Source organism: Prosthecomicrobium pneumaticum, from assembly GCF_014199915.1.
Classification (GTDB): Bacteria; Pseudomonadota; Alphaproteobacteria; order Rhizobiales; family Kaistiaceae; genus Prosthecomicrobium; species Prosthecomicrobium pneumaticum.
The window spans coordinates 524,393-550,185 of sequence record NZ_JACHOO010000001.1 but is presented as its reverse complement, the minus strand read 5'-3'; the positions used below and the strand labels follow the sequence as shown (position 1 = coordinate 550,185).

Genomic DNA, 25,793 nt, shown 5'->3' with positions numbered 1-25,793 from the left:
GCGCGTGAACCCATCCGAGGCCGAAGACTACGCCCCGGGCCGGCTGAACGGCTCGGGGCCGGTCGCGATCATCGACATCGGATCGAACTCGGTCCGTCTCGTCATCTATGAGCGCAACAGCCGCTCGCCCATGCCGCTCTTCAACGAAAAGGAGCTCGCCGGCCTCGGCCGCGGCGTCGGCTCGACCGGGCGGCTGAGCGACGAGGCGATCGCCACCTCGCTCGCCTCGATCCGCCGCTTCATGGCGCTGTGCCGGCAGGCGCGGGTGACGGCGGTGCACGTGCTCGCCACGGCGGCGGCGCGCGAGGCCACGAACGGGGCGGATTTCCTCGCCGCCGTCGAGGCGCTGACCGGGGTCGAGACGCGACTGCTCAGCGGTCCGGAAGAGGCGCGGCTGTCGGCGCTCGGCGTCATGTCGGGCATCCATCTGCCGAACGGCATCGCCGGCGATCTCGGCGGCGGCAGCCTCGAAGTGGTCGACGTCAAGGGCCAGAAGATCGGTATCGGCGAGACCTTCCCCCTCGGCGGCCTGCGACTCGAGGAGACGGCGGAGAAGAGCGTCAAGAAGGCCGAGAAGATCGCCGCCGATGTGCTCGCCGCCTCGGCGGTGCTGCGCCGCGGCGCCGGCCGGCCCTTCTATGCGATCGGCGGTACATGGCGTTCGCTCGCCCGGCTGCACATGCGGCAGAAGGCCTATCCGCTGCACATCATGCACGAATACGCCATCCCGGCCGATGAGGCGCTCGAGTTCTGCCGCATGGTCGCCCGGCGCGACGCGGACTCGCTCGATTCGATCGAGGCGGTGTCGCGCAACCGCCGGACACTGCTGCCCTATGGCGCGATCGTGCTCGGCGAGCTGATCCGCATCGCGCGGCCCTCCGCGATCGTCGTCTCGGCGCTCGGCGTCCGCGAGGGGCTGCTCTACGACCTGCTCGACAGGGAGACGCGCCGCCAGGACCCCCTGATCGCCGCGGCCGAGGAGCTCGCGACGCTGCGCTCCCGCTCGCCGCGCCACGTCCGCGAACTGGGGCCCTGGACCGGCCAGGCGATCGCCGCGCTCGGGCTCGAGGAGACGCCCGAGGAGCAGCGGCTGCGGATCGCCGCCTGCCTGCTCGCCGATATCGGCTGGCGCGGCCATCCCGACTATCGCGGCGAGCAGAGCCTCAATCTGATCGCGCACGGCGCCTTCATCGGAATCGACCATCCGAGCCGCGCCTATCTCGCGCTGTCGAACTATTACCGGCACGAGGGCATCGGCGAGGAGAATCTCTCCTCGCGCATCCGCGAGCTCGCCACGACGCGGCTGATGGAGCGGGCGAGGGCGCTCGGCGCGGCGCTCCGCGTCGCCTATCTGATCACGGGCGCGATGCCCGGCGTGCTGCCGCGTACCCGGATCGAGACGCGCGAGCGCGCGATGCGGCTCGTGCTGCCGGCCGATCTCGCCGATCTCGGCGGCACGCGGCTGATGCGCCGGCTCGGCGCCTTCGCAAAGCTCGGCGGCCTGGAGCCGGTGGTGGTGATCGAGTAGCGCGCGGCCCGCCTCAGGCGACGGCCGCGGTCTCGGCCGGAGCCGACTCGACCAGCGCAACCCGGCGGCCCTCGAGCCGCAGCGCGACCTCGCCGTGCTTGAGGCGGAGCGCGAGCGCCCCGAACAGCTCGCGCCGCCAGCCGCAGAGCGCCGGCACATCGGCGCGGTCGTCGGCGGCGATCGCCTCGAGGTCGTCGATGGTCGCGATCAGCCGCGGCGCGACGCCGTGCTCCTCGCTCGCCATCTTGAGCAGCACCTTGAGCAGGTCGACCGCGGCGCCGGTATTCTCGGCCATCGGCTTGTGCTTCGGGAGCTTCGGCAACTGGTCCTTCGGAATGGCGAGGGCGCGCTTGACGGCCGCGACGAGCTCCTCTCCGGCCCGCGAGCGCTCGAAGCCCTTCGGGATGGTGCGCAGCCGGGCGAGCGCCTCGGCGGAGGCCGGCTGCTGCTCGGCGATCTCGTAGAGCGCCTCGTCCTTGACGACGCGGCCGCGCGGCACGTCGCGCTCCTGCGCCTCGCGCTCGCGCCAGGCGGCGATCTCGGCGAGCACGGCGAGCTGGATGGGCTTGCGGATCCGCATCTTCAGCCGCTTCCAGGCATCCTCCGGCTCGACCTTGTAGGTCGAGACCGAGGTCAGCACCGTCATCTCCTCGGCGACCCAGTCGCCGCGGCCCTTCCTGTCGATGTGCTCCTGCAGGAAACGGTAGACGTCGCGCAGATGCGTCACGTCGGCGACGGCGTATTCGACCTGCTGCGGGGTGAGGGGGCGCCGGCTCCAATCGGTGAAGCGGGAGGATTTGTCGATGCCGTGACCGGTGATGCGCGAGACCAACTGGTCATAGCTGATCGACTCGCCGAAGCCGCACACCATCGCCGCGACCTGGCTGTCGAAGACCGGATGCGGGATCGTGCCGCCGAGATGCCAGATGATCTCGATGTCCTGCCGCGCGGCGTGAAAGACCTTCAGAACCCGCTCGTTCGCCATCAGCGCGAAGAAGGGTGCGAGATCGAGACCCGGCGCCTCGGCGTCGACCACCACCGCCTCGTCCGGACTGGCGAGCTGGATCACGCAGAGCTTCGGCCAATAGGTGGTCTCGCGCATGAACTCCGTATCGATGGTGATCCAGTCGAAGCGGGCGAGGCGATCGCAGGCGGCGGCAAGGTCTTCGGTGGTCGTAATGATATGCGTCATGGCACCCGTTCTAGCGCAGGACGAGCAGGCTTGTCGCGCGCGAAGGCGACCATCCGGGCCGTTCTTGACAAGGTGTCCGGCCCATGCGCTTTCCGACCGCGTGTCCATCGTGTACGGCGTTGTCGCACGCGAAAATCGACATCGAGCAACATTCGTTCCCGGAACCGGCCATGCACCGCTATCGCTCCCACACCTGCGGCGAACTCCGTGACACCCATGCCGGCGAGACCGTTCGTCTGTCGGGGTGGGTCAATCGCGTGCGCGATCACGGCGGCCTCCTGTTCATCGACCTGCGCGACCATTACGGCCTGACCCAGATCGTCGCCGATCCGGATTCTCCGGCCTTCAAGACGGCCGAGACGCTGCGCGCCGAATGGTGCGTGCGGATCGACGGCGTGGTGAAGAAGCGGACGCCCGAGACGGTGAACGCCAACATCCCGACCGGTGGCGTGGAGGTGTTCGCGCAGGAGATCGAGGTGCTCGGCGCGGCGAAGGAACTGCCGCTGCCGGTTTTCGGCGAGCCGGACTATCCCGAGGACACCCGCCTCAAATACCGCTTCCTCGACCTGCGCCGCGAGACGCTGCACGCCAACATCGTCAAGCGGACGCGGATCATCGCCTCGATGCGGCGGCGTATGACCGAGATCGGCTTCTCCGAATACACGACGCCGATCCTCACCGCCTCCTCGCCCGAGGGCGCGCGCGACTTCCTCGTTCCCTCGCGCATCCATCCCGGCAAGTTCTACGCCCTGCCGCAGGCGCCGCAGCAGTTCAAGCAGTTGCTGATGGTCGCCGGCTTCGACCGCTATTTCCAGATCGCGCCCTGCTTCCGCGACGAGGACCCGCGCGCCGACCGTCTGCCCGGCGAGTTCTACCAGCTCGACCTCGAAATGAGCTTCGTCACCCAGGAGGACGTCTGGGACACGATGGAGCCGGTGATCCGCGGCGTGTTCGAGGAGTTCGCCGACGGCAAGCCGGTGACGCAGCGCTTCCCGCGCATCCCCTACGACACGGCGATCCGCACCTACGGCTCGGACAAGCCGGACCTCCGCAACCCGATCGAGATGCAGGCCGTCACCGGGCATTTCGCCGGTTCGGGCTTCAAGGTGTTCGCCCGGATGATCGAAGCCGATCCGAAGGCCGAGATCTGGGCGATCCCGGCGAAGACGGGCGGTTCCCGCGCCTTCTGCGACCGGATGAACGCCTGGGCGCAGAGCCAGGGCCAGCCGGGCCTCGGCTATATCTTCTGGCGCGCCGAGAACGGCGCGCTCGAAGGCGCCGGCCCGCTCGCCAAGAACATCGGCGAGGACCGCACCGAGGCGATCCGCACCCAGCTCGGCCTCGCCGAGGGCGACGCCGTCTTCTTCGTCGCCGGCGATCCGGCGAAGTTCTACAGATTCGCCGGCGAGGCGCGGAACCGCGTCGGCTCCGAGCTCGGCCTCGTCGACAAGGACCGCTTCGCGCTCTGCTGGATCGTCGACTTCCCCTTCTATGAGTGGAGCGAGGAGGAGAAGAAGCTCGACTTCGCGCACAACCCCTTCTCGATGCCGCAGGGCGGCCTCGAGGCGCTCGAGAACGAGGACCCGCTCACCATCAAGGCCTTCCAGTACGACGCCGTCTGCAACGGCTACGAGATCGCCTCGGGTTCGATCCGTAACCAGAAGCCGGAGACGATGGTGAAGGCCTTCGAGCTGGTCGGCCTGTCGCAGGCCGATGTCGAGGAGCGCTTCGGCGGCATGTATCGCGCCTTCCAGTATGGCGCGCCGCCGCATGGCGGCATGGCGGCCGGCATCGACCGCGTCGTCATGCTGCTGTGCGGCGCCGAGAACCTGCGCGAGATCACGCTGTTCCCGATGAACCAGCAGGCACAGGACCTCCTGATGGGCGCGCCCTCCGACCCGACGCCGAAGCAGCTCCGCGAGCTGCACATCCGCCTCAACCCGCCGCAATAGCGGGGGCGGGACGGCGGCCTTCCGCATGACGAAGCCTGTGGATGACTGAAAATAATCGCCCGCAGGGCTTCTCATCCGGAGGGTGGGCGTCTATATGACGACTGCGCGACGGCCACGGCCGACGCGCTTGACGCGGGATGGAGCAGCCCGGTAGCTCGTCAGGCTCATAACCTGAAGGTCAGAGGTTCAAATCCTCTTCCCGCAACCAAAATAGCCCGCCAAACTAGAGCCTAGGCTTCGGTTTGGCGGGCTTTTTCATGTCTTGCCCCCGGCTCCCATCGTGCTTCATAGAGTCCGTATCTAGATCGGTGTCTTAGCGGAATCTGTCAGCCGTTCCCGAGGGTTCCGAAACGTTCCATGTACCGTGGACGGCGCATGGATGGCATAGGATCGGGTTCGCTTAGTACCCGCTCGCGGCGGGCTTTTTGCCTTGACGAGGCGTGCCAATTTTGGCACGGATGCCTCCTCCATGATCGAGCGTCTGAAAAAATTAGCCGCGCGGTTCTACGAAGCGCCGAGCGGGCGACGTCCCGTAAGGGAGTGGATAGTCGACCTCTCCGACGATGACCGTCGCCTGGTCGGGCGAGACATTCAGAAGGTCGAGTTCGGCTGGCCGCTGGGCATGCCCTATTGCCGTCCCTTGGGGCACGAGCTGTGGGAAGTGCGGAGCGACCTCACCAGTGGCCGCATCGCCCGTGTGATCTTCTTTATCAAGGACGGGGAGATGGTGCTCCTGCATGCCTTCGAGAAGAAGACGCAGAAGACGCCGGACCGGGAGATCGACATCGCGCTCAGGCGTAAACGAGAGGTGGAATGATGGAACACAAGAAAGGCCGTGTCGACCGCAGCGAGACCTTCGACGAATTCCTCGCCTCCGAGGGCATCCTCGCCGAGACTGAGGAGGCTGCTCTGAAGCAAGTCATCGCCGACCAGATCAAGGCGGCGATGCAGACGGAAGGGCTCTCAAAGACCGACATGGCGGCGCGGATGAAGACCAGCCGGCGCCAGCTCGACCGGTTGCTCGACCCCGGTTATTCCTCCGTCACCCTGATGACTCTGCGGCGCGCCGCGGCGGCCGTAGGGCGCACCCTGCGGGTCGAACTCGTCTAAGAGCGATTACGCTCGCGGGTGAGCAATCCGGCTCTCGAGTAACTCTCATGAAGATCGTCGATCTCACCATCGATCCTGCTCTGCTCGCCAAGCTCGATGCGTGCTCGCGCAACCAGCTGATCGGGTGCATGCATGCTCACAACGAACTGAGCGTTGTCAATCGGCTTCTTCTCTTCAGCAAGAACGAGACTGGTAAGGGAGCGCATTACAATCACGCTGATGACGTCCAGATGTGGCTCCTCCTCCAGATCCTCGCCGGCAAGTTGTTCGAGACCTGGCTGATTGTGAAGGATCGCATCGTTTCGCGAAAGCCGCCCGAGGCGATCGTTGCCGGTCTTTCCGCGGAACACTCCGACAGCCTAGCCTGGCTGCGATCCTACTTCGGTGAGAAAAATCACCGGCGCAGCCCGATCAAGCTGGTCCGGGATACCACCGCCTTTCACTATGGGGGCCTCGATCTCCAGCAGGCGATTGGCAACCTTGGCGATGGCGAGAACCACGTCTATCTCGCAGATCATCCCGCCAATTCTCTCTACTTTGTGGGCTCGGCGGTCGTGTTCAGAAGTCTGTTCGCCATGATCGCGCGGGAGGCAGGCGCAAAGGCGGAGGCCACTTATGAGGAGCTGGTCACTGACGGGTCCCAGCGCGTTTTCGATGACGTCCGGAATGCGAACAAGCACATTCACCTCGTCCTCTACGGACTGATCAAGGCCCTCCTCGAACAGGTCCTCGGCCGGGACCTCGAAGGCGGCGAGAGAACCGATATAGAGGTTCTGGACGCGCCCTCCCCAAGCAAGGTCAGACTCCCGGTCTTCGTGACAATGGGACAAGGCGCTAAGGCAACCGACGAAGACTAACCTTCGGGTGCGGTTGTCGAAGCCGCCGGCGTCTTTCGCGCGCGGCGTGAAGAGAGGGGTTCGGGAGCTTTCCCAAGGTCGCACAACGGGCTCGGCCATCGCCTCGGGTTGCGTCACTGAAGCATCGCCACACAAAAAAGCCGGCGGGCGATCGGCCGCCCGCCGGCTTGCTCTCCTGACCCCCGATGGGCCGCCTACCCGGCGGGGACCGCCTGCGCGGGCTTCGTCGGGGTGCGGGTGGCGATCATGATCTTGCGCATGCGGCGGCGCTGGAACTCGCGGTCGGCGATCACGCCGAACAGGATCACCGCGCCCATCACGGCGAAGTTGAGCGAGCTCGGAATGCCGAGCATGTTGACGAGGTTCTGCAGCACCTGCAGCAGCACCGTGCCGAGGAAGATGCCGACGATCGAGCCTTCGCCGCCGCGCAGCGAACAGCCGCCGAGCACCGCCGCGGCGATCGCGTAGAGCTCGTAGAAATTGCCGTGCGCCGAGGGCGAGACCGACTGGGTGTAGAACACGAAATAGATCGCCGACAGGCCGGTCAGGAAGCCGGCGATCGAATAGGCCGCGGTGATGACGAGCTTGGTCGGGATGCCCGAATAGCGCGCCGCCTCCTCGTTCTTGCCGACCGCATAGAGGTAACGGCCGAACACCGATTTGTGCAGGATGATCGCCATCACGATCGACACCGCGACGAAGAAGATGAAGGTGTTCGGCACGATGCCGGTGCGGCCCGAGACGAGCCATTCGAGCGTCTCGTAGCCGCTGCCATAGCCGAAGCCCATGGTCGAATCGGCCGTGTAGTAGCGCGCCACGCCGCGATAGATCAGCAGGCCGCAGAGCGTCACCACGAAGGGCTGCAGCCGCAGCTGCGTGACGAGCAGGCCGTGGATCGTGCCGAGCGCCGTGCCGCCGGCGACGGTGACGATCAGCGCGATCGGCCAGGACCACTCGTGATTGACGAGCATGTCGAGGAAGATGATGCCGAGCAGCGCCAGCATCGAGCCGACCGACAGCTCGATGCCGCCGGTGATGATCACGAAGCCGAGGCCGAGCGCGAACAGGCCGAACAGGCCGATCTGGTTGGCGAGGTTCGAGAGGTTGATGATCGAGATGAACTGCGGGTTGATCGCCGCCGTGATCGTGCCGATCACGATGATCAGCACGAAGAGGCCGAGTTCCTTTTTAAGCATGGGCGTGGGCTTTCTCAGGGATCGTGCCGCCGACGGCGAGGGTCAGCACGTTGTGTTCGGAGAATTGGGCGCGCTCGAGCAGGCCCGACACCGCGCCCTCGTGCATGACGATGATGCGGTCGCTGACGCCGAGCACCTCTTCCATGTCGCTCGAGATCATCAGGATCGCGACGCCGGCATCGGCGAGCTTGCGCATCAGGGCGTAGATCTCGCTCTTCGCGCCGACGTCGATGCCGCGGGTCGGCTCGTCGAAGATGACGATGTTCGGCCGCATCGACATCCATTTGCCGAGCACGATCTTCTGCTGGTTGCCGCCCGACAGCGTCACCGCGATGGTGTCGACCGAGGGCGCCTTGATCGAGAGCTTCCGCCGCTGCTCCTCGGCCGCCACCTTCTCGGCGCCCGCATTGACGAGGCCGCCGCGCGCATAGTGGACGAGATTGGCGAGGGTGATGTTCTCGACGATCGGCAGGTCGAGCACGAGGCCGGACTTCTTGCGGTCCTCCGGCGCCAGATAGATGCCCTCGTCGATCGCCGCGCCGACGCTGCCGGTGCGGATCGAACGGCCGTCGATCAGGACGCGGCCGGCGATCGGCGGGTCGACGCCGAACACGGCCTGCGCCACCGAGGTGCGGCCGCAGCCGACCAGCCCGGCGAGGCCGACGATCTCGCCGCGGCGGATCTCGAACGACACCTTGCGGTCGGGGAAGGCGGTGGTGACGAGGTCCTCGACGCGCAGGCCGCCCTGTTGCGGCGGCGCCTGCGGCGGGATGTAGAGCGCCTTCAGATCGCGGCCGATCATCAGCCGGATCATCGCGTCATGGGTGATCGCGCCCTTGGCGAGTTCGCCGACCCGCTTGCCGTCGCGCAGCACCACGACGCGGTCGGCGCAGGCGATCACCTCGGACAGGCGGTGCGAGATGTAGATGACGCTGACGCCGGAGCGCCGCAGCTCGGCGATCACGGCGAGCAGCCGCTCGGTCTCGGTGATGGTGAGGCTCGAGGTCGGCTCGTCCATGATGATGACGCGCGCGTCGATCGAGAGGGCCTTGGCGATCTCGACCATCTGGCGCTGCGCGATCGACAGGTCCTCGACGAGGTCGTTCGGCCCGAAATCGACGCCCAGCCGGTCGAGCAGGGGTTTGACCCGCGCCCGCAGCGTCGCCTGGTCGATCAGGTTCATGAACCCGCCGAAGCGGGGCTCGCGCCCGATGAACACATTGCTCGCGACGTCGAGATTCTCGAAGAGGTTGAGCTCCTGATGGACGAAGGCGATACCCGCCTTGGTCGAGCTCTTGACGGTCAGCTCGCCGTGCTCGACGCCGTCGATGACGATCGTGCCGGCGCTCGGGGCGACGACGCCGCCGAGAACCTTCATCAGCGTCGATTTGCCGGCGCCGTTCTCTCCGATCAGCCCGATCACCTCGCCGCGGCCGACCGAAAGGTCGACGCCGTCGAGCGCGGTGACGCCGGGATAGGTCTTGGAGATCTTCTTCAGTTCGAGGAGGGTATCGGTCATCTCGCCCGCGGAAAATCGCCGGAGCGCGAGGGGCGCTCCGGCTTCGTCTCGGACTGCTCTGGGCGGCGGGAGCCCGAGGACCCCGCGCCGCTTCGGCGGCTCACTTCGCGAGCAGTTCCTTGATCTTCTTCGCGAAGTCCTCGACGTTCGAGGCGTCGACGATCTGGGTCGAGACGATGTCGAGCTTGTTCTCGGGGATGACGGACTTGTCGCCCTCGATCAGCTTCGCCATCTTGATCATCGACTGATAGCCGAACTCGTAGGGCTGCTGCACGACGGTGCCGTCGATCGTGCCGTCGGCGATGCCCTTCAGGGTCTGCTGGTCCTCGTCGAAGCCGACGATCTTGACCGAGCCGGCCTTACCGAGCGCCTTCACGGCATTGTAGATCTGCGGCGTGTTGTAGGCCCAGAGGCCGACGAGGAGGTCGATGTCCGGATATTTGGTCAGCGTGTCCTCGACGTTCGCCTTCGCCTTCGCCTGATCGCCGCCGTCGGTGCGGATGTCGATGATCTCGATCTTGGTGCCTTCGATCGCCTCGCGGATGCCCTGCGTGCGCTCGCGGGCGTTCGCCGCATCCATCGTGCCGACGAAGAGCATGGCCTTGCCGCCATTCGGCAGCGCCTTCTTCATCAGCTCGCCCGCCTGACGGCCGGCGGCGACGTTGTCCGTGCCGATATACATCAGACGGTTGGACTTCGGCGCGTCGGCGTCGTGGGTGATGAGAACCGCCTTCGAGGCGACCTCGTTGAGGATGGCGGTCGAATCGTCCGGGTTGACCGGGCTGATCGCGACGCCCGCGACGCCCTTGGCGAGCAGATCCTCGAGGATCTTCTTCTGCGCCGCGGCCGACATTTCGCCGGGGATGTAGAACTCGATGTTGTAGTTCGGCAGCTCGGCCTGGGCCTTCTCGGTGCCGCGGCGGGCGATCGTCCAGAAATCGGCCGGGACGTTCACCACGAAGGCGAGCGTCTTCTTGTCCTGTGCGAAGGACGGATGGGCCGCGGTCAGCGCCATGGCGATCGCCGACGACGCGATGATCAGGCTGCGCCTGGTGAAGCTCTTCATGTGGGGTTCCTCGCCAAAGTTGTTCTCGTTGATGAGATCATTCCATCGGGCCCGGCGGAGACATCTCCCCGATGCCGGCGGGTCCGAATGCAAATGACTGTCGATCCGTGTTCGGACGCCGACGGCGCGTCGTCCTCGAGTCCCGGACAGCCGATCTGCCGTTCCGGCAACCCGATATGTCGAAAGAAAGTACGAAGCAAATACTCGCGGAAACGAGTATAATGCGGCCATACATTCGCAAGCGTATGATCGTGCTAAGTTTCCACCCTGCCGCGATCCGACGCCATGCTCCCCCTCCGAACACTCACACGCGACGGCTCCTACGCTATGGTGTGATGAATAGCGCCGTCAAGCGCCAATCGATGGGCAATCCTCCCTGTCCACCTCGCCTTGACTAATTTGACAGCGCTGTCATAGTCCGGTCAAGGCTCGCGTTCCGACGGGCCGTGAGGGAGGAAATCATGACGGAAGACATGCAGTCGCGGTCCCGCCGCGACTTTCTGCGCGTCGCCAGCCTGTCTGCGGCCGGCGGCGCGGCGGCCATGCTCGGCGGCTTCGGCGTCAGCCCTGCGCTGGCCCAGGAGATGGCCGCTGCCGGCCGCTCCGAGAAGCCGCTCAAGGCGGCGTTCTCGAATGCCGGCCTGCAGGCGACCTGGTGCGCCCAGGGCAAGCAGGCGGCCGAGTATTGGGGCAAGCTGTTCAACGTCGAGGTGACCTGGTTCGACGGTCAGCTCGACGCGGTCAAGCAGCGCGCCGCGATCGACAACATGGCCTCGCAGTCCTGGGACTTCGTGGCGATCCAGGCCTTCGGCATCGGCACGCTGATCCAGCCGGTGCAGAAGATGATCGACGCCGGCATTCCGGTGATCGACATGGACACGCTGATCGCGCCGCTCGACAAGATCAACGTGCACTCCTTCCTCGCCCCCGACAACGAGTTCATGGGCGCCGCGGTGACCCAGGCGCTCGTCGCCAAGCTCGGCGGCAAGGGCAAGATCATCATGACGCAGGGTGCGCTCGGCCATACCGGCGCCCAGGGCCGTGCGCGCGGCTTCAAGTCGGTGATCGACGCCAATCCGGGCATGGAAGTGCTCGACGACCAGCCGGCGGACTGGGACGTCACCAAGGCCTCGCGCCTGTGGGACACCTATCTGACCAAATATCCGCAGATCGATGCGGCCTTCTTCCACAATGACGACATGGCGCTCGCCGCCTACAACGTCATGAAGTCGCGCGGCCGCACCGACATCCTGATCGGCGGCGTCGACGCCATGCCCCCGGCGATCGCGGCGGTCGCCGACGGCCGGATGTTCGCGACCGTCCGCAACCCGTCCTCCCGCATCCACGGCGGCGCCATCGTCGCCGGCGTGGCCGCGGTGGTGTCGGGCGAGAAGAGCGGCGCCGGCATTCCGAAGAACGTCGTCACCGACGGGCCGGTCGTGACGAAGGACAATGCTGCCGGCATGCAGTGGATGCAGGATCACTTCCTCATCTGATCCGGCGCATCACGCCCCGCGCGTCCTGCGCGGCGTCCGTTCCGGGGGTGCGGCCCATCCGCTCCCCGGGACGGTCGTCGGCGGGTGAGGGGGCTGTTTTCTACCGTCCCACCGGTGACCGTCATGACGTCCGAAAACCCCGCTCCGGCGAGCGATACGCCGCGCCTGCAGATGCGCGGAATCTCGAAGTCGTTCGGCGGCGTCGCGGCGCTGCGCGATGTCGATTTCACGCTGCGCGCCGGGGAGATCCACGGCCTCGTCGGCGAGAACGGCGCCGGCAAATCGACGATGATGAAGATCATCGCGGGCGTGCACACCGGCTATGAGGGCCGGATGCTGATCGACGGCCGCGAGGTGCATTTCCGCTCGGCGCGCGACGCGCTCGCCGCCGGCATCGGCATGGTGCATCAGGAACTGAGCATCATGCCCGACCTGACGGTCGCGGAAAACGTCTATCTCGGCAAGCAGCCGGTGAACGCCGCGGGGCTCGTCGACTGGCCGGCGATGACGACCGGCGCCCGCGCGCAGTTGAAGAGCCTCGGCATCGATGTCGATCCGAAGACGCGGATGGGCGACCTGCCGATCGGCCTGCAGCAGCTGATCGAGCTCGCGCGCGTGCTCTTCTCGGGTGCCCGCATCATCATTCTCGACGAGCCGACCTCGGCGCTGTCGCCGCCGGAGGTGCAGCTCCTCTTCGACGTGCTGAAGGGCGTCCGCGCAAGCGGCCGCAGCATCGTCTTCATCTCGCATTTCCTCGACGACATCCTGTCGATCTCCGACACGGTCACCGTGTTCCGCAACGGCCGGCTCGTCGTGACGCACGGCGTCGAGGGCATCGACAAGGGCTGGCTGATCGACAAGATGATCGGTGCCGGCCACGAGGATCTCGAGGAGAGCTATCTCGGCAACATCGCGCTCGCCTCGAAGCCGGACGCGCCGGTCGTGCTCGCCGCCGAAGGGCTGACCTATGGTCGCGCCTATGCCGACATCTCCTTCGAGGCGAAGGCGGGCGAGATCCTCGGCATCTACGGCTTCATGGGCTGCGGCCAGATCGAGCTCGCCCGGACCCTGTTCGGCAAGCTCCGGCCGGATCGCGGCGGGCTGTCGATCGCCGGGCGCCGGCGGCGGCTGCGCAACACGACGCAGGCGCGCGAGGCGGGCATCGCCTTCGTGCCCGAGAACCGACGCTCGATGCTCTTTTACGAGCAGCCGGTCTACAAGAACGTCTCGATCAGCATTCTCGCCCGCATCTCGCGGCTCTGGCTGAGGCCCGAGAAGGAGCGCGAGATCGCCCGCCGCCATGTCGAGAGCCTGCACATCCGGCCGCCGCGGGCGGACGTCGCGCTCGGCGCGCTGTCGGGCGGCAATCAGCAGAAGGTCGCGCTCGCCAAATGGTTGACCCACCGGCCGAAGGTGCTGGTGCTGAGCGAGCCGACGCGCGGCATGGACGTCGGCGCCAAGGACGACGTCGTCAAGATCGTGCGGGCGCTCGCCGACGAGGGGCTCGCCGTCGTCGTCGTCTCGGCGGAGCCCGAGACCGTGCTGTCGCTCGCCGACCGTGTGCTCGTGATGAAGAAGGGGCGGATCGTGCACGAATTCGCCAATGAGACGATCAGCAAGGACCGGCTCTTGGCCGCCGCCTGAAGAGGACCCGACATGACGCTTCAGCAAAGCAATGCCGCCGCCATGCCGCGGACCGGCGTCTTTCTGCGGAGCCAGATGCGCAACATCGCGCCCTTCGCGACGCTGATCCTGCTCATCGTCTTCTTCAGCTTCGCGAGCCCGTCCTTCGCCACGATCGACAATGCGGCGAACATCCTGACCCAGATCTCGGTCGCCGGGATCATGGCGGTCGGGCTCACCTTCGTCATCCTGTGCGGCGAGATCGATCTCTCGGTCGCCTCGGTCGCCAATGCGACCGGCATCGTCGTCGCCTTCTTCACGATGCAGGAAGCCTATGTGAACATCGCCAACGTGCCGCTTCCCGGCTGGCTGGCGATCGTGCTCGCGCTCGCCTCCTGCCTGGCGCTCGGTCTCGTCAACGCGGTCGGGACGACGGTGGTCGGCATTCCGTCCTTCATCATGACGCTCGCCATGATGCAGATCGGCGCCGGCATCTGCGCGCTGCTCGTGCGCGGCCAGATCGCCTATGCGGTGCCCGATCTCGTCAACACGCTCGGCGCCGGCCGCATCTACGGCTTCCCGACGATCGGCCTCGTGCTCATCGCCTTCCTCGTCGTCGGCCATGTCACGCTGCGCTACACGCGCTTCGGCCGTTACATCTTCATGGTCGGCGGCAACCGTGAGGCGGCGGAATACTCCGGCGTCAACGTCAAGGTCGTGCTCGGTGCGGCGCTCGTCATCTGCGCCGTCTGCTCGGGCGTCGCCGGCATGCTCGGCGTGGCGCATTTCGGCAGCGCGCAGCAGAACGAGTTCGACGGCTATCTGCTCGACGCGATCGCCGCGGTGGTCGTCGGCGGCACCAGCCTGTTCGGCGGCCGTGGCGGCATCGGCAACACGATCGTCGGCCTGTGCGTGCTCGGCGTGCTCAACAACGGCCTCGACCACATCCAGATCGACAGCTTCCTCAAGATCCTGATCCGCGGCCTGATCCTGCTCGCCGCCCTGATCGTCAACGTCTACGTGCAGAACATCCGCACCGTGGAACGGGCGCAGGGCGGTTGAGGATCGCGGCCGCGAATCGGAACAGCCTGAAAGGACCGACCGTATGAGTTCCGCCCCCGCCTATACGCCGCGCCACGGCGCGGTCTATCCGAGCCTCGCCGGCACCACCGTGCTGATCACCGGCGGCGGCAGCGGCATCGGCGAGGAGATCGTCCGCAGTTTCGCGCGCCAGGGCGCCCGGACCGCCTTCATCGACATCATCGAGGAGCCGTCGCGGGCTCTGGTGGCGGAGATGCGGGCGGAGGGGCACGAGGTGGTGTTCGAGCGCGCCGACCTCACCGATATCGAGGCGACGCGCGGCGCGATCGAGCGCATCCGGGCTGCGATCGGCCCGATCGCCGTCCTGATCAACAACGCGGCGCATGACGAGCGGGCCTCGATCGACGACGTGACGCCGGAGTTCTGGGATTCGCGTCAGGCGGTGAACCTCAAGCACCAGTTCTTCTGCGCCCAGGCGGTCTACAAGGACATGGTGGCGCGCGGCGCCGGCTCGATCGTCAACATCGGCTCCTTCGCCTATGTCGCGGGCGTCGAGAACCTGACGCCCTATCTGGCGGCGAAGTCCGGCGTGATCGGCCTCACCCGCGGTCTGGCGCGCGAACTCGGCGTGCACGGCATCCGCGTCAATTGCGTCATGCCCGGCTTCGTGATGACGAAGCGCCAGCTCGATCTCTGGGTGACGCCCGAGGTGGAGAAGACGATCTATGAGCGGCAGTGCCTGAAGCGGAAGATCCAGCCGGCCGACATCGCCCGCGTCATCCTCTTCTTCGCCTCCGACGAATCGGGCGTCTGCACCAATCAGGCCTATGTCGCGGACGCCGGCTGGACCTGAGCGGGCCGGCAGACGGGACGGCCGGAATCCGTGATACTGAGCCCGGTCCGGCCTCGCCGGGGGGCTCGGGACGGGAAAGGCTCGAACGGTGACGGCGCGGATCTCCTACACACTGGCCGACGTGGCGACACGGGCGGGCGTCAGCGAGATCACGGTCTCGCGGGTGCTGCGCAACAAGGCGTCGGTGGCGGAGAAGACGCGCGAGCGCGTGCTCGCCGTGGTCCGCGAGATGGGTTACGTGCCGAACCGCGTCGCCGGCACGCTCGCCTCGTCGGGCTCGAACCTCGTCGGCGTCGTCCTGCCGTCGCTGTCGAACATCGTGTTTCCCGACGTGCTGCGCGGCATTCATGCCGCGCTCGCGCCCTCGGGCTACCAGCCGGTGGTCGGCGTTACCGATTACGACCAGGAGATCGAGGAGCAGCTCGTCGCCTCGCTCCTCTCCTGGCAGCCGGCGGCGATGATCCTCTCCGGCCTGCATCACACATCCTACACCGTCGAGATGCTGCGCCGCGCCGGGGTGCGGATCGCGGAGCTGATGGACATCGACGCGACGCCGCTCGATATCGCGGTCGGCATGTCGCATCATCGGGCGGGCATCGACACCGCCCGCTATCTCCACGGCCGCGGTTACCGGCGATTCGGCTATGTCGGCCATGACCGCAGCCGCGACCTGCGCGCCGCGCGACGCTATGAGGGGCTGCGCCAGGGGCTCGCCGAGGCCGGCCTGTCGCTCGAAGGCGAGATCGCCGCCGCGGCGCCGAGCTCGACCTCGGCCGGCCGCGAACTGCTCGGCCAGTTGCTCGCCGCGCATCGCGATCTCGACGTGGTGGTGTTCTCGAACGACGACATGGCGGTCGGCGGCGCGTTCCACTGCTTCGCCGCCGGGATCCGGCTCCGTGACGAGCTCGCGCTGTTCGGCTTCAACGGGCTCGATATCGGTCAGGCGCTGCCGCAGCCCTTGTCGACGCTCCGCTCGCACCGCTTCCTGATCGGGCGCACGGCCGCAGAGATGATCCTCGAGCCGCGCGGCGCCGACGCCCGACCGGTGATTCGCGACACCGGCTACGACATCATCGAGGGCGAAACCGCCTGAGGCGGTCGGGGTCGATCGGGCAGGGGGCTCACGGGGCCGGTCGCGAGCACCGCATGCCGGATTCGAAAGGGAGGCCGGCGGTGGGAGGCCGCCGGCCCGCCGCTCAGCGGTGGACGATCGAGACGAGTTCCTTCAGCGTGCCGGTGATGTCGGCGCGCTGGAAGACGTTCCGCCCGAACATCAGGCCGGCGGCACCGGCCGCCACCGCTTCCCCGGCGAAAGCGAAGAGCGCCGCCTCGTCGCCCGAACTCGCCCCGCCCGCGACCGCCACCGGCGCGAGCGATTGCGCGGCGACCTTTGCGAAACCTTCCGCGCCGCACCAGTCCGTCTTCAGCACGTCGGCGCCGAGTTCGCCCGCCATGCGGCAGTTGAGGGCGACGATTTCCGGATCCTCGGCATTCGCGAAGCCGCCCTTCGCCGCCATCGCCTCCATGAAGTGGACGATGCCGAATCGCCGCGCCTCGCGCGCCACATCGGCGCAGATCCGGAAGCACTCCGTCTCCTGCGCGGGATCGTTGTTGCAGGTGAAGAGATAGGTGATCACCGCCTCGGCGCCGAGCTGCACCGCCTCTTCGACCGTCACCAGCTGGCGCGTGTGGGTATCGGGATAGCCGGTCGCCGAGCCGGTCCGCCACATCGTCGTCTGATCGAGGCGCAGGATGATCGCCGGCCCGCCCTCGAAGCGCTTGTGATGGCGCATCAGCATGCCCGGATTGACGATCACGGCGTCGACGCCGGCCGCCTCCATCGCGTCGAGCACCGGCCCGGGATCGGCGAGGCCGGGGATCGGACCGACCATCATGCCGTGGTCGATCGGCAGGCACAGCATGCGCCCCGACGATTTGCGAAACAGCCGAGCCATGCGGCGCGCTTTGCCGATTGCCGTCATTCTTTCCTCCCTGTGTGGTCCGGCGTCCGTTGCGTCAGACCAGTTCGAATGCCACTCCGGCCTTGCGCAACTGCTCGAGATTGGCCGCCGGCACGTCGCCGGTGAGCAGGACGAGGTCGAAATCGGTGATCTGCGCCACATAGTTGAGCGCGGTGAACTGGAACTTGGTCGCGTCGGCGAGCAGGATCTTGCGCCGCGCGATCTCCATCATCGCCTGCTTGGCGCGGACGACGATCTCGTCCGGCGTGAACAGGGACAGGCCCTGGATGGTGGTGGTCGACATGATCGCCACGTCGACATGGAAGGAGCGCAGCGTGCGCTCGCAGACGGCGCCGAAATAGCCGTTATAGCCCGCATGGTAGCGCCCGCCGGCGGCGATCAGGTCGATCTCCGGAACGGTCTTCAGCCGCTCGAGGATCGGCACGGCGTTGGTGATGACGGTGAGCGGCGTCATCTCCTCGATGAAGTCGCAGATGTAATAGGTCGTCGTGCTGTCGTCGCAGACGACGGCATTGCCGGGCTCGAGCCGCGCGACCGCGGCGCGGGCGAGGCGCCGCTTCTCCTCGACCTGCTTGCGGCCGCGGTAATTGTAGCTGCTCTCGAAGAGCAGGGACTTCTCCGCGGACACGGCGCCGCGCAGCCGCCGCACGAGGCCCTCCTTCTCGAGCGCGGCGAGATCGCGGTGCACCGTCATCAGGCTGACGCCGAGCGCCTCGGCGAGGTCGCGGATCTGCGCCGTCGCCCCGCTCATCAGCATCTGCAGGATCCGCGTCCGCCGCCGCTCCGACTTGGAGAGCGACTCGCCGTCGTCGGGAATGTTGGAATCCATCGCCGGACTCGCTGTGAAACGTAACATTTTGTGCATTGAAGCACGATCGCGATTGATAAGTCCAGCGCGATCTTAACATCGCTGGCGCTCTCGCTGCAGCGCCAAAATCACGACCAACTCGCCGGAAAGCCTACGAAATCCCGCTTCCTGCTGCCGCTTTCCTGCTGCGGTGCATTCGTGTCGCTCCGGTTGCGGCGCTGCGCCTGTGACATCTTTTCTGATAGTTATAACATTTTTCTTGATTGATGTGACAGGCTGGCGTTAAGTCTGGGCCTCGGGGCGGTCGACCGGAGAGGGGTCCTTCGCCCACGTCCAGGGAGGAGAGACATGAAGTTTCGGAGCACGCTTCTGGCGTCGGCCACGCTCGCCGGGTTTCTCGGCGCGGCCTCGGTCGCCGCGGCGGAGACGACGCTGACATTCGTCTGGCACGCCGGCACCTGCGCCGACGCGCTGGTCGGCATCGCCAAGGACTATCCCGACAAGTCGGTGAAGATCGTCCCGGCGCTCGTCCCCTATGGCCCGGAGTGGCACAACAAGATCGCCTCCGAGTTCGCGATCAAGGGTGACGCCTTCGACTTCGCCATGTGGGACAGCCAGTCGACCGCCGAGTTCGCGGGCGGTGGCCACGTCGTGAAGATGAACGACATCTTCGCGCAGTCGAGCTACCTGAAGGCCGACCTGTTTCCGCCGGCCTCGCTGTCGCAGTACGGCGAGTATCCCGACGGTTCCGGCCAGTTCTACGGCCTGCCGGCGAACCAGGACGCCTACGGCCTGATGTACCGCAAGGACCTGTTCGAGAGCGCCGAGGAGAAGGCCGCCTTCAAGGCGAAATACGGCCGTGAGCTGCGCGTGCCGGAGACCTATCAGGAGGCGAAGGAGGTCGCGGAGTTCTTCACCCGGCCGGACAAGGGGCTCTATGGCTGGGGCCAGATGGGCGGCCGCGACTATGATTTCGCGACCACCGCCTCGAACAGCTTCCTGTGGTCGTTCGGCGGCGAGCTCTACAACCCGAAGACCAACGAGATCGCGGGCTATCTCAACTCGCCCGCCTCGATCGACGGCGTCCAGGCCTATGTCGACATGTTCAAGTTCGGCCCGCCGGGCAGCGGCAATTGGGGCTTCGACGAGGTCAACGCCTCGTTCCAGCAGGGCCAGCTCGCCATGGCGATGCAGTGGTTCTACTTCAACGGCTCGAATGCCGACCCGAAGGTGAACAAATTCGCCGGCGTCACCGGCTTCGGCATCCTGCCGGGTGCGGTGGGACGTGACGGCAAGTTCCGCCGCCAGTTCTCGGTCGGCGGTCAGGGCATGGGCATCAACAAGTATTCGAAGAAGCTGCCCGAGCTCGTCAAGTTCATGGAGTGGTATTTCCAGCCCGAGCAGCAGAAGCGCTATGCCGCCGTCTGCCAGACCGGCCTGCGCGCCGTGCTCGAGAGCCCCGACTGGCAGGGCCTCAACAGCTACAATGCGCAGTTCGCCAACGCGCTGCAGTATCTGAACGACTATTGGCACCTGCCGGAATACCCGGTTCTGCTCGACATCCTGCAGGAGGAGGTGTCGAACGCCATCTCCGGCTCGAAGACCGTCGAGGAAGCGCTCGGCGACGCCGCCAAGCGCCAGGAGCGGACGCTCGAGCGCGCCGGCTACACGATCGAGCACAAGGGCGATGCGCCGGACGTGCCCGACACGGTGATCTCGCCGGTCGGCCAGGACGCCATCGTGCCGGTCAACGGCTGACGCCGCCATCGCGACGGGGCCGCCCGCGGCGGCCCCGTTCCTCCGTCTCCGAGGACGCCATGACCGCAACGCGCAACCAGGCCTATGCGCATCTGAGCCGGTGGATCCTGCTCGTGCTGCTCGGTCTCTACACGATCTACAATCTCGGCCCGATCCTCTGGCTGATGATCTCGTCGCTGAAGAGCCGCGCCGATCTCTTCGCCATGCCGCCCAAACTCGTCTTCGAGCCGGATTTCAGCGGCTATCAGAGCGTCTTCGGTGTCGGCGCGGCGCGCGACAGCGCCTCCTCGGTCGGCGTATTCGACTCGCTCATGACGAGCGTCTTCGTGTCGACGGTCGGCACAACGGTCGCCGTCTTCCTCGGCACGCTCGCCGGCTATGTCTGCTCGCGCTTCGAATTCCGCGGCAAGGGCGACTTCATGTTCTTCGTCCTGTCGACCCGCATGCTGCCGCCGGTCGCCGTGCTCGTCTTCTATCACATGATGTTCGCCCGCCTCGGCCTCGCCGATACCTGGCTCGGGCTCGTGCTGATCGCCGTCTTCGTCAATGTCGGTCTCGCCACCTGGATCATGAAGGGCTTCTTCGACGGCGTGCCGAAGGAGGTCGAGCAGATCGCGATCGTCAACGGCTATAGCCGGATCTACGCCTTCCTGCGGCTCGTGCTGCCGATGGTGAAGGGCGGCATCGCGGCGACGGCCGGCTTCTGCTTCATCTTCGCCTGGAACGAGTTCGCCTTCGCCTCGATCCTGACGACGACCCGCGCGAAAACCCTGCCGGTCAAGATCTCGACCGCATCGGGTGCCACCGGCATCGAGTGGACGCAGATCTGCGCCGCCGGCGTCGTGCTGATCATCCCGGTGCTCGTCTTCTTCTATCTGATCCGCCGCCATCTCCTGATGGGGATGACGTTCGGCGTGCTGGGACGGAGGTGAGCAATGGATACCGCGCTCAAGCCCCGCTCGACCGGCCGCCTGATGATCGTCGGCTTCCTGTCGCCGACCGTCCTCCTGCTGCTCTTCATGGTCGCCTACCCGATCTTCTCGCTCGTCCACTACAGCTTCTACAATTTTTCCGCCCTCAATCCCGACAAGGGCATGGATTGGGCCGGCCTGTCGAACTACGAATATCTGCTCTCCGACAGCGGCATCTGGAAGCGCTTCGTCTTTACGGGCAAGTTCGTCTTCCTCTGCGTGACGATGCAGATGATCCTCGGCATCTTCGTCGGCTACCGCCTGCAGAAGACGTTTCGCGGCCGGGACCTGCTCTTCACGGCGCTGATGCTGCCGATGATGCTGTCGCCCGTGGTGGCCGGCTTCCTGTGGCGCTACATGCTCAATTCGGAATGGGGCGTCGTGAACTTCCTCGTCAGCCTGTTCGGCTTCGCGAAGGTCGACTGGCTCGGCCAGGCCGGACCGGCCCTGTGGGCTGCGGCCGTCGTCGACACCTGGATGTGGACGCCCTTCATCATCCTCCTCGCCACCGCCGCCTTCCGCGGCATTCCCGAGACGATCTACGAGGCGGCCGAGGTCGACGGGGCGAGCGCCGCCTATGTCTTCTTCCGCATCACCCTGCCGATGTCGGCGCCGGTGCTGTTCATCGCGCTGATCCTGCGCCTGATCGACAGCTTCAAGCAGTACGACCTCTTCGTCGCCCTGACCGGCGGCGGGCCGGGCTCCTCGACCGAGACCGTCTCCTTCGCCGTCGCCAAGACCGCCTTCAGCTATTTCTACACCGGCGAGGCGTCGGCGCTGGCGGTGATCCTGCTCTGCATCATCATGGGGCTCGCGATGATCCTCGTCCGCCACCTCTCGAACATGGGGGCGCGGCACTGATGGCCCGGATCGAGCTGCGCAATCTGTCGATCCGGTTCGGCGCCTTCAAGGCCGTGGACGACGTCAATCTGTCGATCGGCGACGGCGAGTTCGTCGTCTATCTGGGGCCGTCCGGCTGCGGCAAGACGACGACGCTGCGGGCGATCGCCGGTCTCGTCGACGCCACCTCCGGCGACATCCTGTTCGACGGAAGGCGGGTCAACGAACTGCGGCCGAGCGAGCGCAACATCGCCATGGTGTTCCAGTTCGTCTCGCTCTATCCGCATCTGACGATCGCCGAGAACATCGTCTTCCCGCTCCGGGCGCGCGGTGTCGCGCGGGCCGAGATCGCCCGCAAGCTCGACTGGGTGACCGGCGTGTTCCGGCTCGGCGACGAGCTGCGCCGGTATCCCGGCGCCCTGCCGCCCGGCGCGCGCCAGAAGGTGGCGCTCGCCCGGGCCGTGATCCGCGATCCGGCGGTGCTCCTCCTCGACGAGCCGCTCTCGGCGATCGACGAGCAGTTCCGCGAGGAGATGCGCTGGGAACTCGGCCATCTGCAACGCGAGCTCGGCGTGACGACGATCTACGTCACCCACGACCAGCGCGAGGCGATGTCGCTCGCCGACCGCATCGTGCTGATGAACCACTCGAAGATCGTCCAGGTCGCCGAACCGGACCGCATCTTCTTCGAGCCGGCGAGCGTTTTCGCGGGGCAGTTCATCGGCTCGCCGTCGATGAACCTCGTCGATCTCGTGCCCGTCGCGGGCGGGCTGCGCCTCGGCGACAGCACGGTGGTGCTCGGCGCGGCGGAGCTCCCGTCGGGCATCGCCGGGCACGGCCGTCCGGTGCGGCTCGGCGTGCGGCCGCGCGACCTGCGCCTCGTCGACGGCGAGGGCCATGCGCTCGCGGTCGACGACACCTTCGCGGTCGGTCGCGAGCGCTTCTTCACCTTCCGCATCGGCGAGGCGATCCTACAGGGCACCGACCATCGCCGTGCCGGGGGAGGGGAGGGGCGCGTGCGCTTCGTGCCGGAGGGGCTGATGTTCTTCGACGCGGAGAGCGGCCTGCGCATCGCGGGCGGCGGGAGGCCGGCATGAGCGCGATGCTCGACATACGCGGCCTGAAGAAGGCCTATCGCCGCAAGGCGGCGCTGCGCGGCATCGATCTGGCGGTCGAGGAGCACGAGATCCTGGCCCTGCTCGGGCCGACCGGCGCCGGCAAGAGCTCGACGCTTCTCGCCGCCGCGGGCCTCGTCGAGCCGGACGCCGGCACGATCCGGCTCGCCGGGCGCGACGTGACGGGCGCAGAGGCTTCGAGCCGCGACGTCTCGATCGTCTTCGAGGGCTTCAACCTGCTGCCCGTGCTCAACGTCCGGGACAACATCGCCTTCGCGCTCCGCTCGCCGAAATACCGCGAGGCCGAGGCCGAGATCGCCCGCCGCGTCGGGCGGACGGCCGAACTGCTGCGGATCGCGCATCTGCTCGACCGCGACACCGGCACGCTGTCGGGCGGCGAGCGGCAGCGGGTCTCGATCGCCCGCGCGCTCGTCCGCCGGCCGCTCCTCTATCTGCTCGACGAGCCGCTCTCCGCGCTCGACCTGAAGCTGCGCGAGGGGCTGCGGGCGGAGCTGCGCCAGATCCACCGCGAGCACGGCACCACCATGCTTTACGCGACGCACGACTATCACGGCGCGATCGCCATCGCCGACCGCATCGCGATCATCGACGAGGGGCGGATCCTGCAGACCGGGACGATCGAGGCGATCTATGCCCGGCCGGCCGAGGCCTTCGTCGGACGGCTGGTCGGCAGCCCGTCCATGGCCTTTTTCGAGGCGGAGCTGCGCGACGGCGGGCTCCTCGTAAAGGGGTTCGGCGCGCCGCTCGCGCTGTCGCGCTTCGGCCGGCTCGCCGCCGCGAACGGGCCGGTCACGCTCGGCGTCTGGCCGGAGGACATCGTGGTCGGCGAGGAAGGCGAGCCCGGCCGCGTCTATGCCGTCGACAATCGCGGCTACGAGGTGGCGATCCAGATCGAGACGCCGGCCGGCTCGTTCCGCAAGGTGCTCGAAGGCCGCCGGCCGGTCGGGCAGGGCGACACGATCCGCGTCCGCATCGGAGAGGGCGCCGGCTTCCTGTTCGACGCCACCTCCGGCGCGCGTGTCTCGCATCAGGGGGAGCGGGCATGAGCAACGCCTACCGCATCGCGAGCGGGCTGATCATTCTCGGATTCGTCATGCTCTGCCAGCCGCTGACGCACGAACTGTTCGTCTGGGGCTTTCCGGTCCTACTGTGCGGCGTGGTCCTGTTCATGATCCTGGATCACATACCGGACCGTCGTCCTGGGGAGGAGGAGACCCATGGCTAAAGCAGCGAAGAAAATCCTGAACGATCCGCGCCGCGCGGTGAGCCAGATGATCGATGGCCTCGTGCTCGCGAGCGACGGGCGCACCCGCCGGCTCGACGGGCTCGATGCGATCGTCAAGACCGAGATCCCGGACGACAAGGTGGCGCTCCTGATCGGCGGCGGCTCCGGCCACGAGCCGATCTTCCACGGCCTCGTCGGCGACAATCTCGGCGACGGCGCGGCCTGCGGCCAGTTCTTCGCCGCGCCGGCGCCGCACATCATCTACGAGACGGCAAAGGCGGTGCATCGCGGCAAGGGGATCCTGTTCCTCTATGGCAACTACGCCGGCGACAACATGAACTTCGACATCGCCGCCGAGATGCTGACCGACGAAGGCATCGACGTGCGCACCGTGCGGGTCCGTGACGACGTCGCCGCGGCGCCGCCGGAGCGGATGGAGGACCGCCGCGGCATCGCGGGCGACGTGCTGATGATCAAGATCGCCGGCGCCGCGGCGGCGACGCTCGACAGCCTCGACGAGGTCGAGCGCGTGGCGCGCAAGGCCGCCGCGAACGTTCGTTCGATGGGTGTCGCGGTCTCCGCCGGCTCGATCCCCGAGACCGGCAAGCCGACCTTCGAACTCGCCGACGACGAGATCGAGGTGGGGATGGGCGCCCATGGCGAGGCCGGCATCGCCCGGCAGAAGCTCGCCCCGGCCGACGAGGTCGCCGACCAGCTGATGAGCCGCATCCTGCCCGACCTGCCGTTCTCGGCCGGCGACGAGGTGGCGCTGCTCCTCAACAATCTGGGCGCCACGACCATGATGGAGATGCTCGTCGTCAATCGGCGGATCCGCGCGACGCTCGCCGAGCGCGGCATCGCCGTTCACCGCACCGATGTCGGCACCTGGCTGACGGTGCAGGAGATGGCCGGGTTCTCGGTCACCCTGATGCGGCTCGACGACGAGCTGAAGCGCTATCTCGACATGCCGTGCCGTTCGGTCGGTTTCAGCCATTGGGGGACGCGCTGATGCTCGCGACGACCGGACTGGATGCGGCCGCCGCCGCCGCGATGCTGCGCGCCGTGGCGCACGCCGTCATCGCCAACACCGACCGGCTGACCGATGCCGACCTCGCGATCGGCGACGGCGATCACGGCATTGGCATGCGGCGCGGCTTCGAGGCGGCGCTCGTCGCGCTCGACGCGCCGCCGCCGGGTATCGATGGCGCCTTCCGCGCGACCGGCATGGCGATCATGGCGAACACCGGCGGCGCCGCCGGCGCGGTGTTCGGCACCGTTTTCACCGCAGGGGCGAAGGCCTTCGCCGGCGAGGCGGAAATCTCTGCGGCGAGCTTCCGCCGCTTCCTCGACGACGCGCAGGCCGCCGTGGCCCGACGCGGCGGCGTCACCGAGGGGCAGAAAACGATGCTCGACGCGCTCGCCCATGCCGCGCGGGCGGCGGCCGGCGCGCCGGACCTCGCAGCCGCGATCCGCGCCGCGGCGAACGGGGCGCTCGAAGGCGTCGAGGCGACGAAGGGCATGGTGGCGACGACCGGCAAGGCGCGCAGCCTCGGCGAGCGCAGCCTCGGCCACCCCGATCCGGGGGCGATCTCGCTCTCGATCATTCTCGGCGCGATGCGGGACTTTGTGGCCGCCTGAGC

General features: G+C 67.2%; 24 protein-coding genes and 1 tRNA gene. 19 read left to right on the top strand and 6 right to left on the bottom strand.

Annotated features, from left to right (window positions below; genetic code table 11):
* The first annotated feature begins 4 nt into the window (after positions 1 to 4).
* Positions 5 to 1,528 carry an exopolyphosphatase gene (ppx, locus tag GGQ63_RS02490; RefSeq protein ID WP_183852126.1) on the top strand — a complete coding sequence of 508 codons (1,524 nt, stop codon included), beginning with the start codon at positions 5 to 7 and terminating at the stop codon, positions 1,526 to 1,528.
* Between the two features lie 13 nt (positions 1,529 to 1,541).
* On the opposite strand, the gene rnd is transcribed toward ppx, so the two are convergent.
* A complete protein-coding gene (rnd, locus tag GGQ63_RS02485; RefSeq protein ID WP_183852625.1) occupies positions 1,542 to 2,711 on the bottom strand; it encodes a ribonuclease D in 1,170 nt (389 codons plus the stop codon).
* 179 nt (positions 2,712 to 2,890) lie between these two features.
* Between rnd and aspS the strand changes: the two genes are divergently transcribed.
* The 5 genes from aspS (at position 2,891) to GGQ63_RS02460 (ending at position 6,639) form a co-directional block, all read left to right on the top strand.
* Positions 2,891 to 4,672, top strand: a complete 1,782-nt coding sequence (gene aspS, locus GGQ63_RS02480) for an aspartate--tRNA ligase (protein WP_183852124.1) — start codon at positions 2,891 to 2,893, stop codon at positions 4,670 to 4,672.
* A 131-nt stretch (positions 4,673 to 4,803) separates the two neighbouring features.
* Positions 4,804 to 4,880, top strand: a tRNA-Met gene (locus tag GGQ63_RS02475).
* 261 nt (positions 4,881 to 5,141) lie between these two features.
* Positions 5,142 to 5,489 carry a type II toxin-antitoxin system RelE/ParE family toxin gene (locus GGQ63_RS02470; RefSeq protein ID WP_183852122.1) on the top strand — a complete coding sequence of 116 codons (348 nt, stop codon included), beginning with the start codon at positions 5,142 to 5,144 and terminating at the stop codon, positions 5,487 to 5,489.
* The gene (locus tag GGQ63_RS02465) at positions 5,486 to 5,782 is read left to right on the top strand and encodes a helix-turn-helix domain-containing protein (protein ID WP_183852120.1); all 297 of its coding nucleotides are present in this window, start codon (positions 5,486 to 5,488) and stop codon (positions 5,780 to 5,782) included. The genes GGQ63_RS02470 and GGQ63_RS02465 overlap by 4 nt, the downstream gene beginning before the upstream one ends.
* A gap of 47 nt (positions 5,783 to 5,829) precedes the next feature.
* Positions 5,830 to 6,639, top strand: coding sequence for a hypothetical protein (locus tag GGQ63_RS02460; RefSeq protein WP_183852118.1), 810 nt, complete (start codon positions 5,830 to 5,832; stop codon positions 6,637 to 6,639).
* A gap of 194 nt (positions 6,640 to 6,833) precedes the next feature.
* Here the strand turns inward: GGQ63_RS02460 and GGQ63_RS02455 are convergent, their stop codons facing one another.
* The 3 genes from GGQ63_RS02455 to GGQ63_RS02445 all read right to left on the bottom strand — a co-directional run bounded on the left by GGQ63_RS02455 (position 6,834) and on the right by GGQ63_RS02445 (position 10,420).
* Entirely contained in the window at positions 6,834 to 7,835 is a 1,002-nt protein-coding gene (locus GGQ63_RS02455) for an ABC transporter permease (RefSeq protein WP_183852116.1), read from the bottom strand.
* Positions 7,828 to 9,354: a sugar ABC transporter ATP-binding protein gene (locus GGQ63_RS02450; RefSeq protein ID WP_183852114.1), complete on the bottom strand. Its 1,527-nt coding sequence runs from the start codon at positions 9,352 to 9,354 to the stop codon at positions 7,828 to 7,830. Before GGQ63_RS02450 ends, GGQ63_RS02455 begins: the two co-directional genes overlap by 8 nt.
* A gap of 100 nt (positions 9,355 to 9,454) precedes the next feature.
* Positions 9,455 to 10,420, bottom strand: coding sequence for a sugar-binding protein (locus GGQ63_RS02445; RefSeq protein ID WP_183852111.1), 966 nt, complete (start codon positions 10,418 to 10,420; stop codon positions 9,455 to 9,457).
* 461 nt (positions 10,421 to 10,881) lie between these two features.
* On the opposite strand from GGQ63_RS02445, the gene GGQ63_RS02440 reads away from it, so the two are divergent.
* The 5 genes from GGQ63_RS02440 (at position 10,882) to GGQ63_RS02420 (ending at position 16,526) form a co-directional block, all read left to right on the top strand.
* Positions 10,882 to 11,916: a sugar ABC transporter substrate-binding protein gene (locus GGQ63_RS02440; RefSeq protein WP_183852109.1), complete on the top strand. Its 1,035-nt coding sequence runs from the start codon at positions 10,882 to 10,884 to the stop codon at positions 11,914 to 11,916.
* Positions 11,917 to 12,039: 123 nt separating this feature from the next.
* Positions 12,040 to 13,560: a sugar ABC transporter ATP-binding protein gene (locus GGQ63_RS02435; protein WP_246429563.1), complete on the top strand. Its 1,521-nt coding sequence runs from the start codon at positions 12,040 to 12,042 to the stop codon at positions 13,558 to 13,560.
* Between the two features lie 12 nt (positions 13,561 to 13,572).
* A complete protein-coding gene (locus GGQ63_RS02430) occupies positions 13,573 to 14,601 on the top strand; it encodes an ABC transporter permease (protein WP_183852107.1) in 1,029 nt (342 codons plus the stop codon).
* Between the two features lie 43 nt (positions 14,602 to 14,644).
* The gene (locus GGQ63_RS02425) at positions 14,645 to 15,433 is read left to right on the top strand and encodes an SDR family NAD(P)-dependent oxidoreductase (protein ID WP_183852105.1); all 789 of its coding nucleotides are present in this window, start codon (positions 14,645 to 14,647) and stop codon (positions 15,431 to 15,433) included.
* Between the two features lie 88 nt (positions 15,434 to 15,521).
* Positions 15,522 to 16,526 carry a LacI family DNA-binding transcriptional regulator gene (locus GGQ63_RS02420; protein ID WP_183852103.1) on the top strand — a complete coding sequence of 335 codons (1,005 nt, stop codon included), beginning with the start codon at positions 15,522 to 15,524 and terminating at the stop codon, positions 16,524 to 16,526.
* Positions 16,527 to 16,629: 103 nt separating this feature from the next.
* On the opposite strand, the gene GGQ63_RS02415 is transcribed toward GGQ63_RS02420, so the two are convergent.
* Both GGQ63_RS02415 and GGQ63_RS02410 read right to left on the bottom strand, forming a co-directional pair.
* Positions 16,630 to 17,415 carry a class I fructose-bisphosphate aldolase gene (locus GGQ63_RS02415; protein ID WP_183852101.1) on the bottom strand — a complete coding sequence of 262 codons (786 nt, stop codon included), beginning with the start codon at positions 17,413 to 17,415 and terminating at the stop codon, positions 16,630 to 16,632.
* 34 nt (positions 17,416 to 17,449) lie between these two features.
* A complete protein-coding gene (locus tag GGQ63_RS02410) occupies positions 17,450 to 18,244 on the bottom strand; it encodes a DeoR/GlpR family DNA-binding transcription regulator (RefSeq protein ID WP_183852099.1) in 795 nt (264 codons plus the stop codon).
* Between the two features lie 327 nt (positions 18,245 to 18,571).
* Here GGQ63_RS02410 and GGQ63_RS02405 point away from each other — a divergent pair, with 327 nt between their 5' ends.
* The 8 genes from GGQ63_RS02405 to dhaL are packed head-to-tail and all read left to right on the top strand — an operon-like array spanning position 18,572 to position 25,791.
* Positions 18,572 to 19,981, top strand: a complete 1,410-nt coding sequence (locus tag GGQ63_RS02405; RefSeq protein WP_183852097.1) for an ABC transporter substrate-binding protein — start codon at positions 18,572 to 18,574, stop codon at positions 19,979 to 19,981.
* 59 nt (positions 19,982 to 20,040) lie between these two features.
* Positions 20,041 to 20,913 (top strand): carbohydrate ABC transporter permease, encoded by an 873-nt coding sequence (locus GGQ63_RS02400; protein ID WP_183852095.1) that lies wholly within the window; start codon positions 20,041 to 20,043, stop codon positions 20,911 to 20,913.
* A 3-nt stretch (positions 20,914 to 20,916) separates the two neighbouring features.
* Positions 20,917 to 21,813, top strand: coding sequence for a carbohydrate ABC transporter permease (locus GGQ63_RS02395; protein WP_183852093.1), 897 nt, complete (start codon positions 20,917 to 20,919; stop codon positions 21,811 to 21,813).
* Positions 21,813 to 22,889: an ABC transporter ATP-binding protein gene (locus GGQ63_RS02390; RefSeq protein ID WP_183852091.1), complete on the top strand. Its 1,077-nt coding sequence runs from the start codon at positions 21,813 to 21,815 to the stop codon at positions 22,887 to 22,889. Before GGQ63_RS02395 ends, GGQ63_RS02390 begins: the two co-directional genes overlap by 1 nt.
* Positions 22,886 to 23,974, top strand: a complete 1,089-nt coding sequence (locus tag GGQ63_RS02385) for an ABC transporter ATP-binding protein (RefSeq protein ID WP_183852089.1) — start codon at positions 22,886 to 22,888, stop codon at positions 23,972 to 23,974. Before GGQ63_RS02390 ends, GGQ63_RS02385 begins: the two co-directional genes overlap by 4 nt.
* Positions 23,971 to 24,153 (top strand): hypothetical protein, encoded by a 183-nt coding sequence (locus GGQ63_RS02380; protein ID WP_183852087.1) that lies wholly within the window; start codon positions 23,971 to 23,973, stop codon positions 24,151 to 24,153. Before GGQ63_RS02385 ends, GGQ63_RS02380 begins: the two co-directional genes overlap by 4 nt.
* Complete coding sequence (locus tag GGQ63_RS02375; protein ID WP_183852084.1) at positions 24,146 to 25,162, top strand: dihydroxyacetone kinase subunit DhaK; 1,017 nt, start codon at positions 24,146 to 24,148, stop codon at positions 25,160 to 25,162. Before GGQ63_RS02380 ends, GGQ63_RS02375 begins: the two co-directional genes overlap by 8 nt.
* Positions 25,162 to 25,791, top strand: coding sequence for a dihydroxyacetone kinase subunit DhaL (dhaL, locus tag GGQ63_RS02370; protein ID WP_183852082.1), 630 nt, complete (start codon positions 25,162 to 25,164; stop codon positions 25,789 to 25,791). The genes GGQ63_RS02375 and dhaL overlap by 1 nt, the downstream gene beginning before the upstream one ends.
* Positions 25,792 to 25,793: the final 2 nt, after the last annotated feature.

Bases quoted from the DNA above. Each gene is read 5' to 3' on its own strand.
- aspS (WP_183852124.1), top strand. From the start codon at position 2,891: ATGCACCGCTATCGCTCCCACACCTGCGGCGAACTCCGTGACACCCAT.
- GGQ63_RS02470 (WP_183852122.1), top strand. From the start codon at position 5,142: ATGATCGAGCGTCTGAAAAAATTAGCCGCGCGGTTCTACGAAGCGCCG.
- GGQ63_RS02465 (WP_183852120.1), top strand. From the start codon at position 5,486: ATGATGGAACACAAGAAAGGCCGTGTCGACCGCAGCGAGACCTTCGAC.
- GGQ63_RS02460 (WP_183852118.1), top strand. From the start codon at position 5,830: ATGAAGATCGTCGATCTCACCATCGATCCTGCTCTGCTCGCCAAGCTC.
- GGQ63_RS02455 (WP_183852116.1), bottom strand. From the start codon at position 7,835: ATGCTTAAAAAGGAACTCGGCCTCTTCGTGCTGATCATCGTGATCGGC.
- GGQ63_RS02450 (WP_183852114.1), bottom strand. From the start codon at position 9,354: ATGACCGATACCCTCCTCGAACTGAAGAAGATCTCCAAGACCTATCCC.
- GGQ63_RS02445 (WP_183852111.1), bottom strand. From the start codon at position 10,420: ATGAAGAGCTTCACCAGGCGCAGCCTGATCATCGCGTCGTCGGCGATC.
- GGQ63_RS02440 (WP_183852109.1), top strand. From the start codon at position 10,882: ATGACGGAAGACATGCAGTCGCGGTCCCGCCGCGACTTTCTGCGCGTC.
- GGQ63_RS02435 (WP_246429563.1), top strand. From the start codon at position 12,040: ATGACGTCCGAAAACCCCGCTCCGGCGAGCGATACGCCGCGCCTGCAG.
- GGQ63_RS02430 (WP_183852107.1), top strand. From the start codon at position 13,573: ATGACGCTTCAGCAAAGCAATGCCGCCGCCATGCCGCGGACCGGCGTC.
- GGQ63_RS02425 (WP_183852105.1), top strand. From the start codon at position 14,645: ATGAGTTCCGCCCCCGCCTATACGCCGCGCCACGGCGCGGTCTATCCG.
- GGQ63_RS02415 (WP_183852101.1), bottom strand. From the start codon at position 17,415: ATGACGGCAATCGGCAAAGCGCGCCGCATGGCTCGGCTGTTTCGCAAA.
- GGQ63_RS02410 (WP_183852099.1), bottom strand. From the start codon at position 18,244: ATGGATTCCAACATTCCCGACGACGGCGAGTCGCTCTCCAAGTCGGAG.
- GGQ63_RS02405 (WP_183852097.1), top strand. From the start codon at position 18,572: ATGAAGTTTCGGAGCACGCTTCTGGCGTCGGCCACGCTCGCCGGGTTT.
- GGQ63_RS02400 (WP_183852095.1), top strand. From the start codon at position 20,041: ATGACCGCAACGCGCAACCAGGCCTATGCGCATCTGAGCCGGTGGATC.
- GGQ63_RS02395 (WP_183852093.1), top strand. From the start codon at position 20,917: ATGGATACCGCGCTCAAGCCCCGCTCGACCGGCCGCCTGATGATCGTC.
- GGQ63_RS02390 (WP_183852091.1), top strand. From the start codon at position 21,813: ATGGCCCGGATCGAGCTGCGCAATCTGTCGATCCGGTTCGGCGCCTTC.
- GGQ63_RS02385 (WP_183852089.1), top strand. From the start codon at position 22,886: ATGAGCGCGATGCTCGACATACGCGGCCTGAAGAAGGCCTATCGCCGC.
- GGQ63_RS02380 (WP_183852087.1), top strand. From the start codon at position 23,971: ATGAGCAACGCCTACCGCATCGCGAGCGGGCTGATCATTCTCGGATTC.
- GGQ63_RS02375 (WP_183852084.1), top strand. From the start codon at position 24,146: ATGGCTAAAGCAGCGAAGAAAATCCTGAACGATCCGCGCCGCGCGGTG.
- dhaL (WP_183852082.1), top strand. From the start codon at position 25,162: ATGCTCGCGACGACCGGACTGGATGCGGCCGCCGCCGCCGCGATGCTG.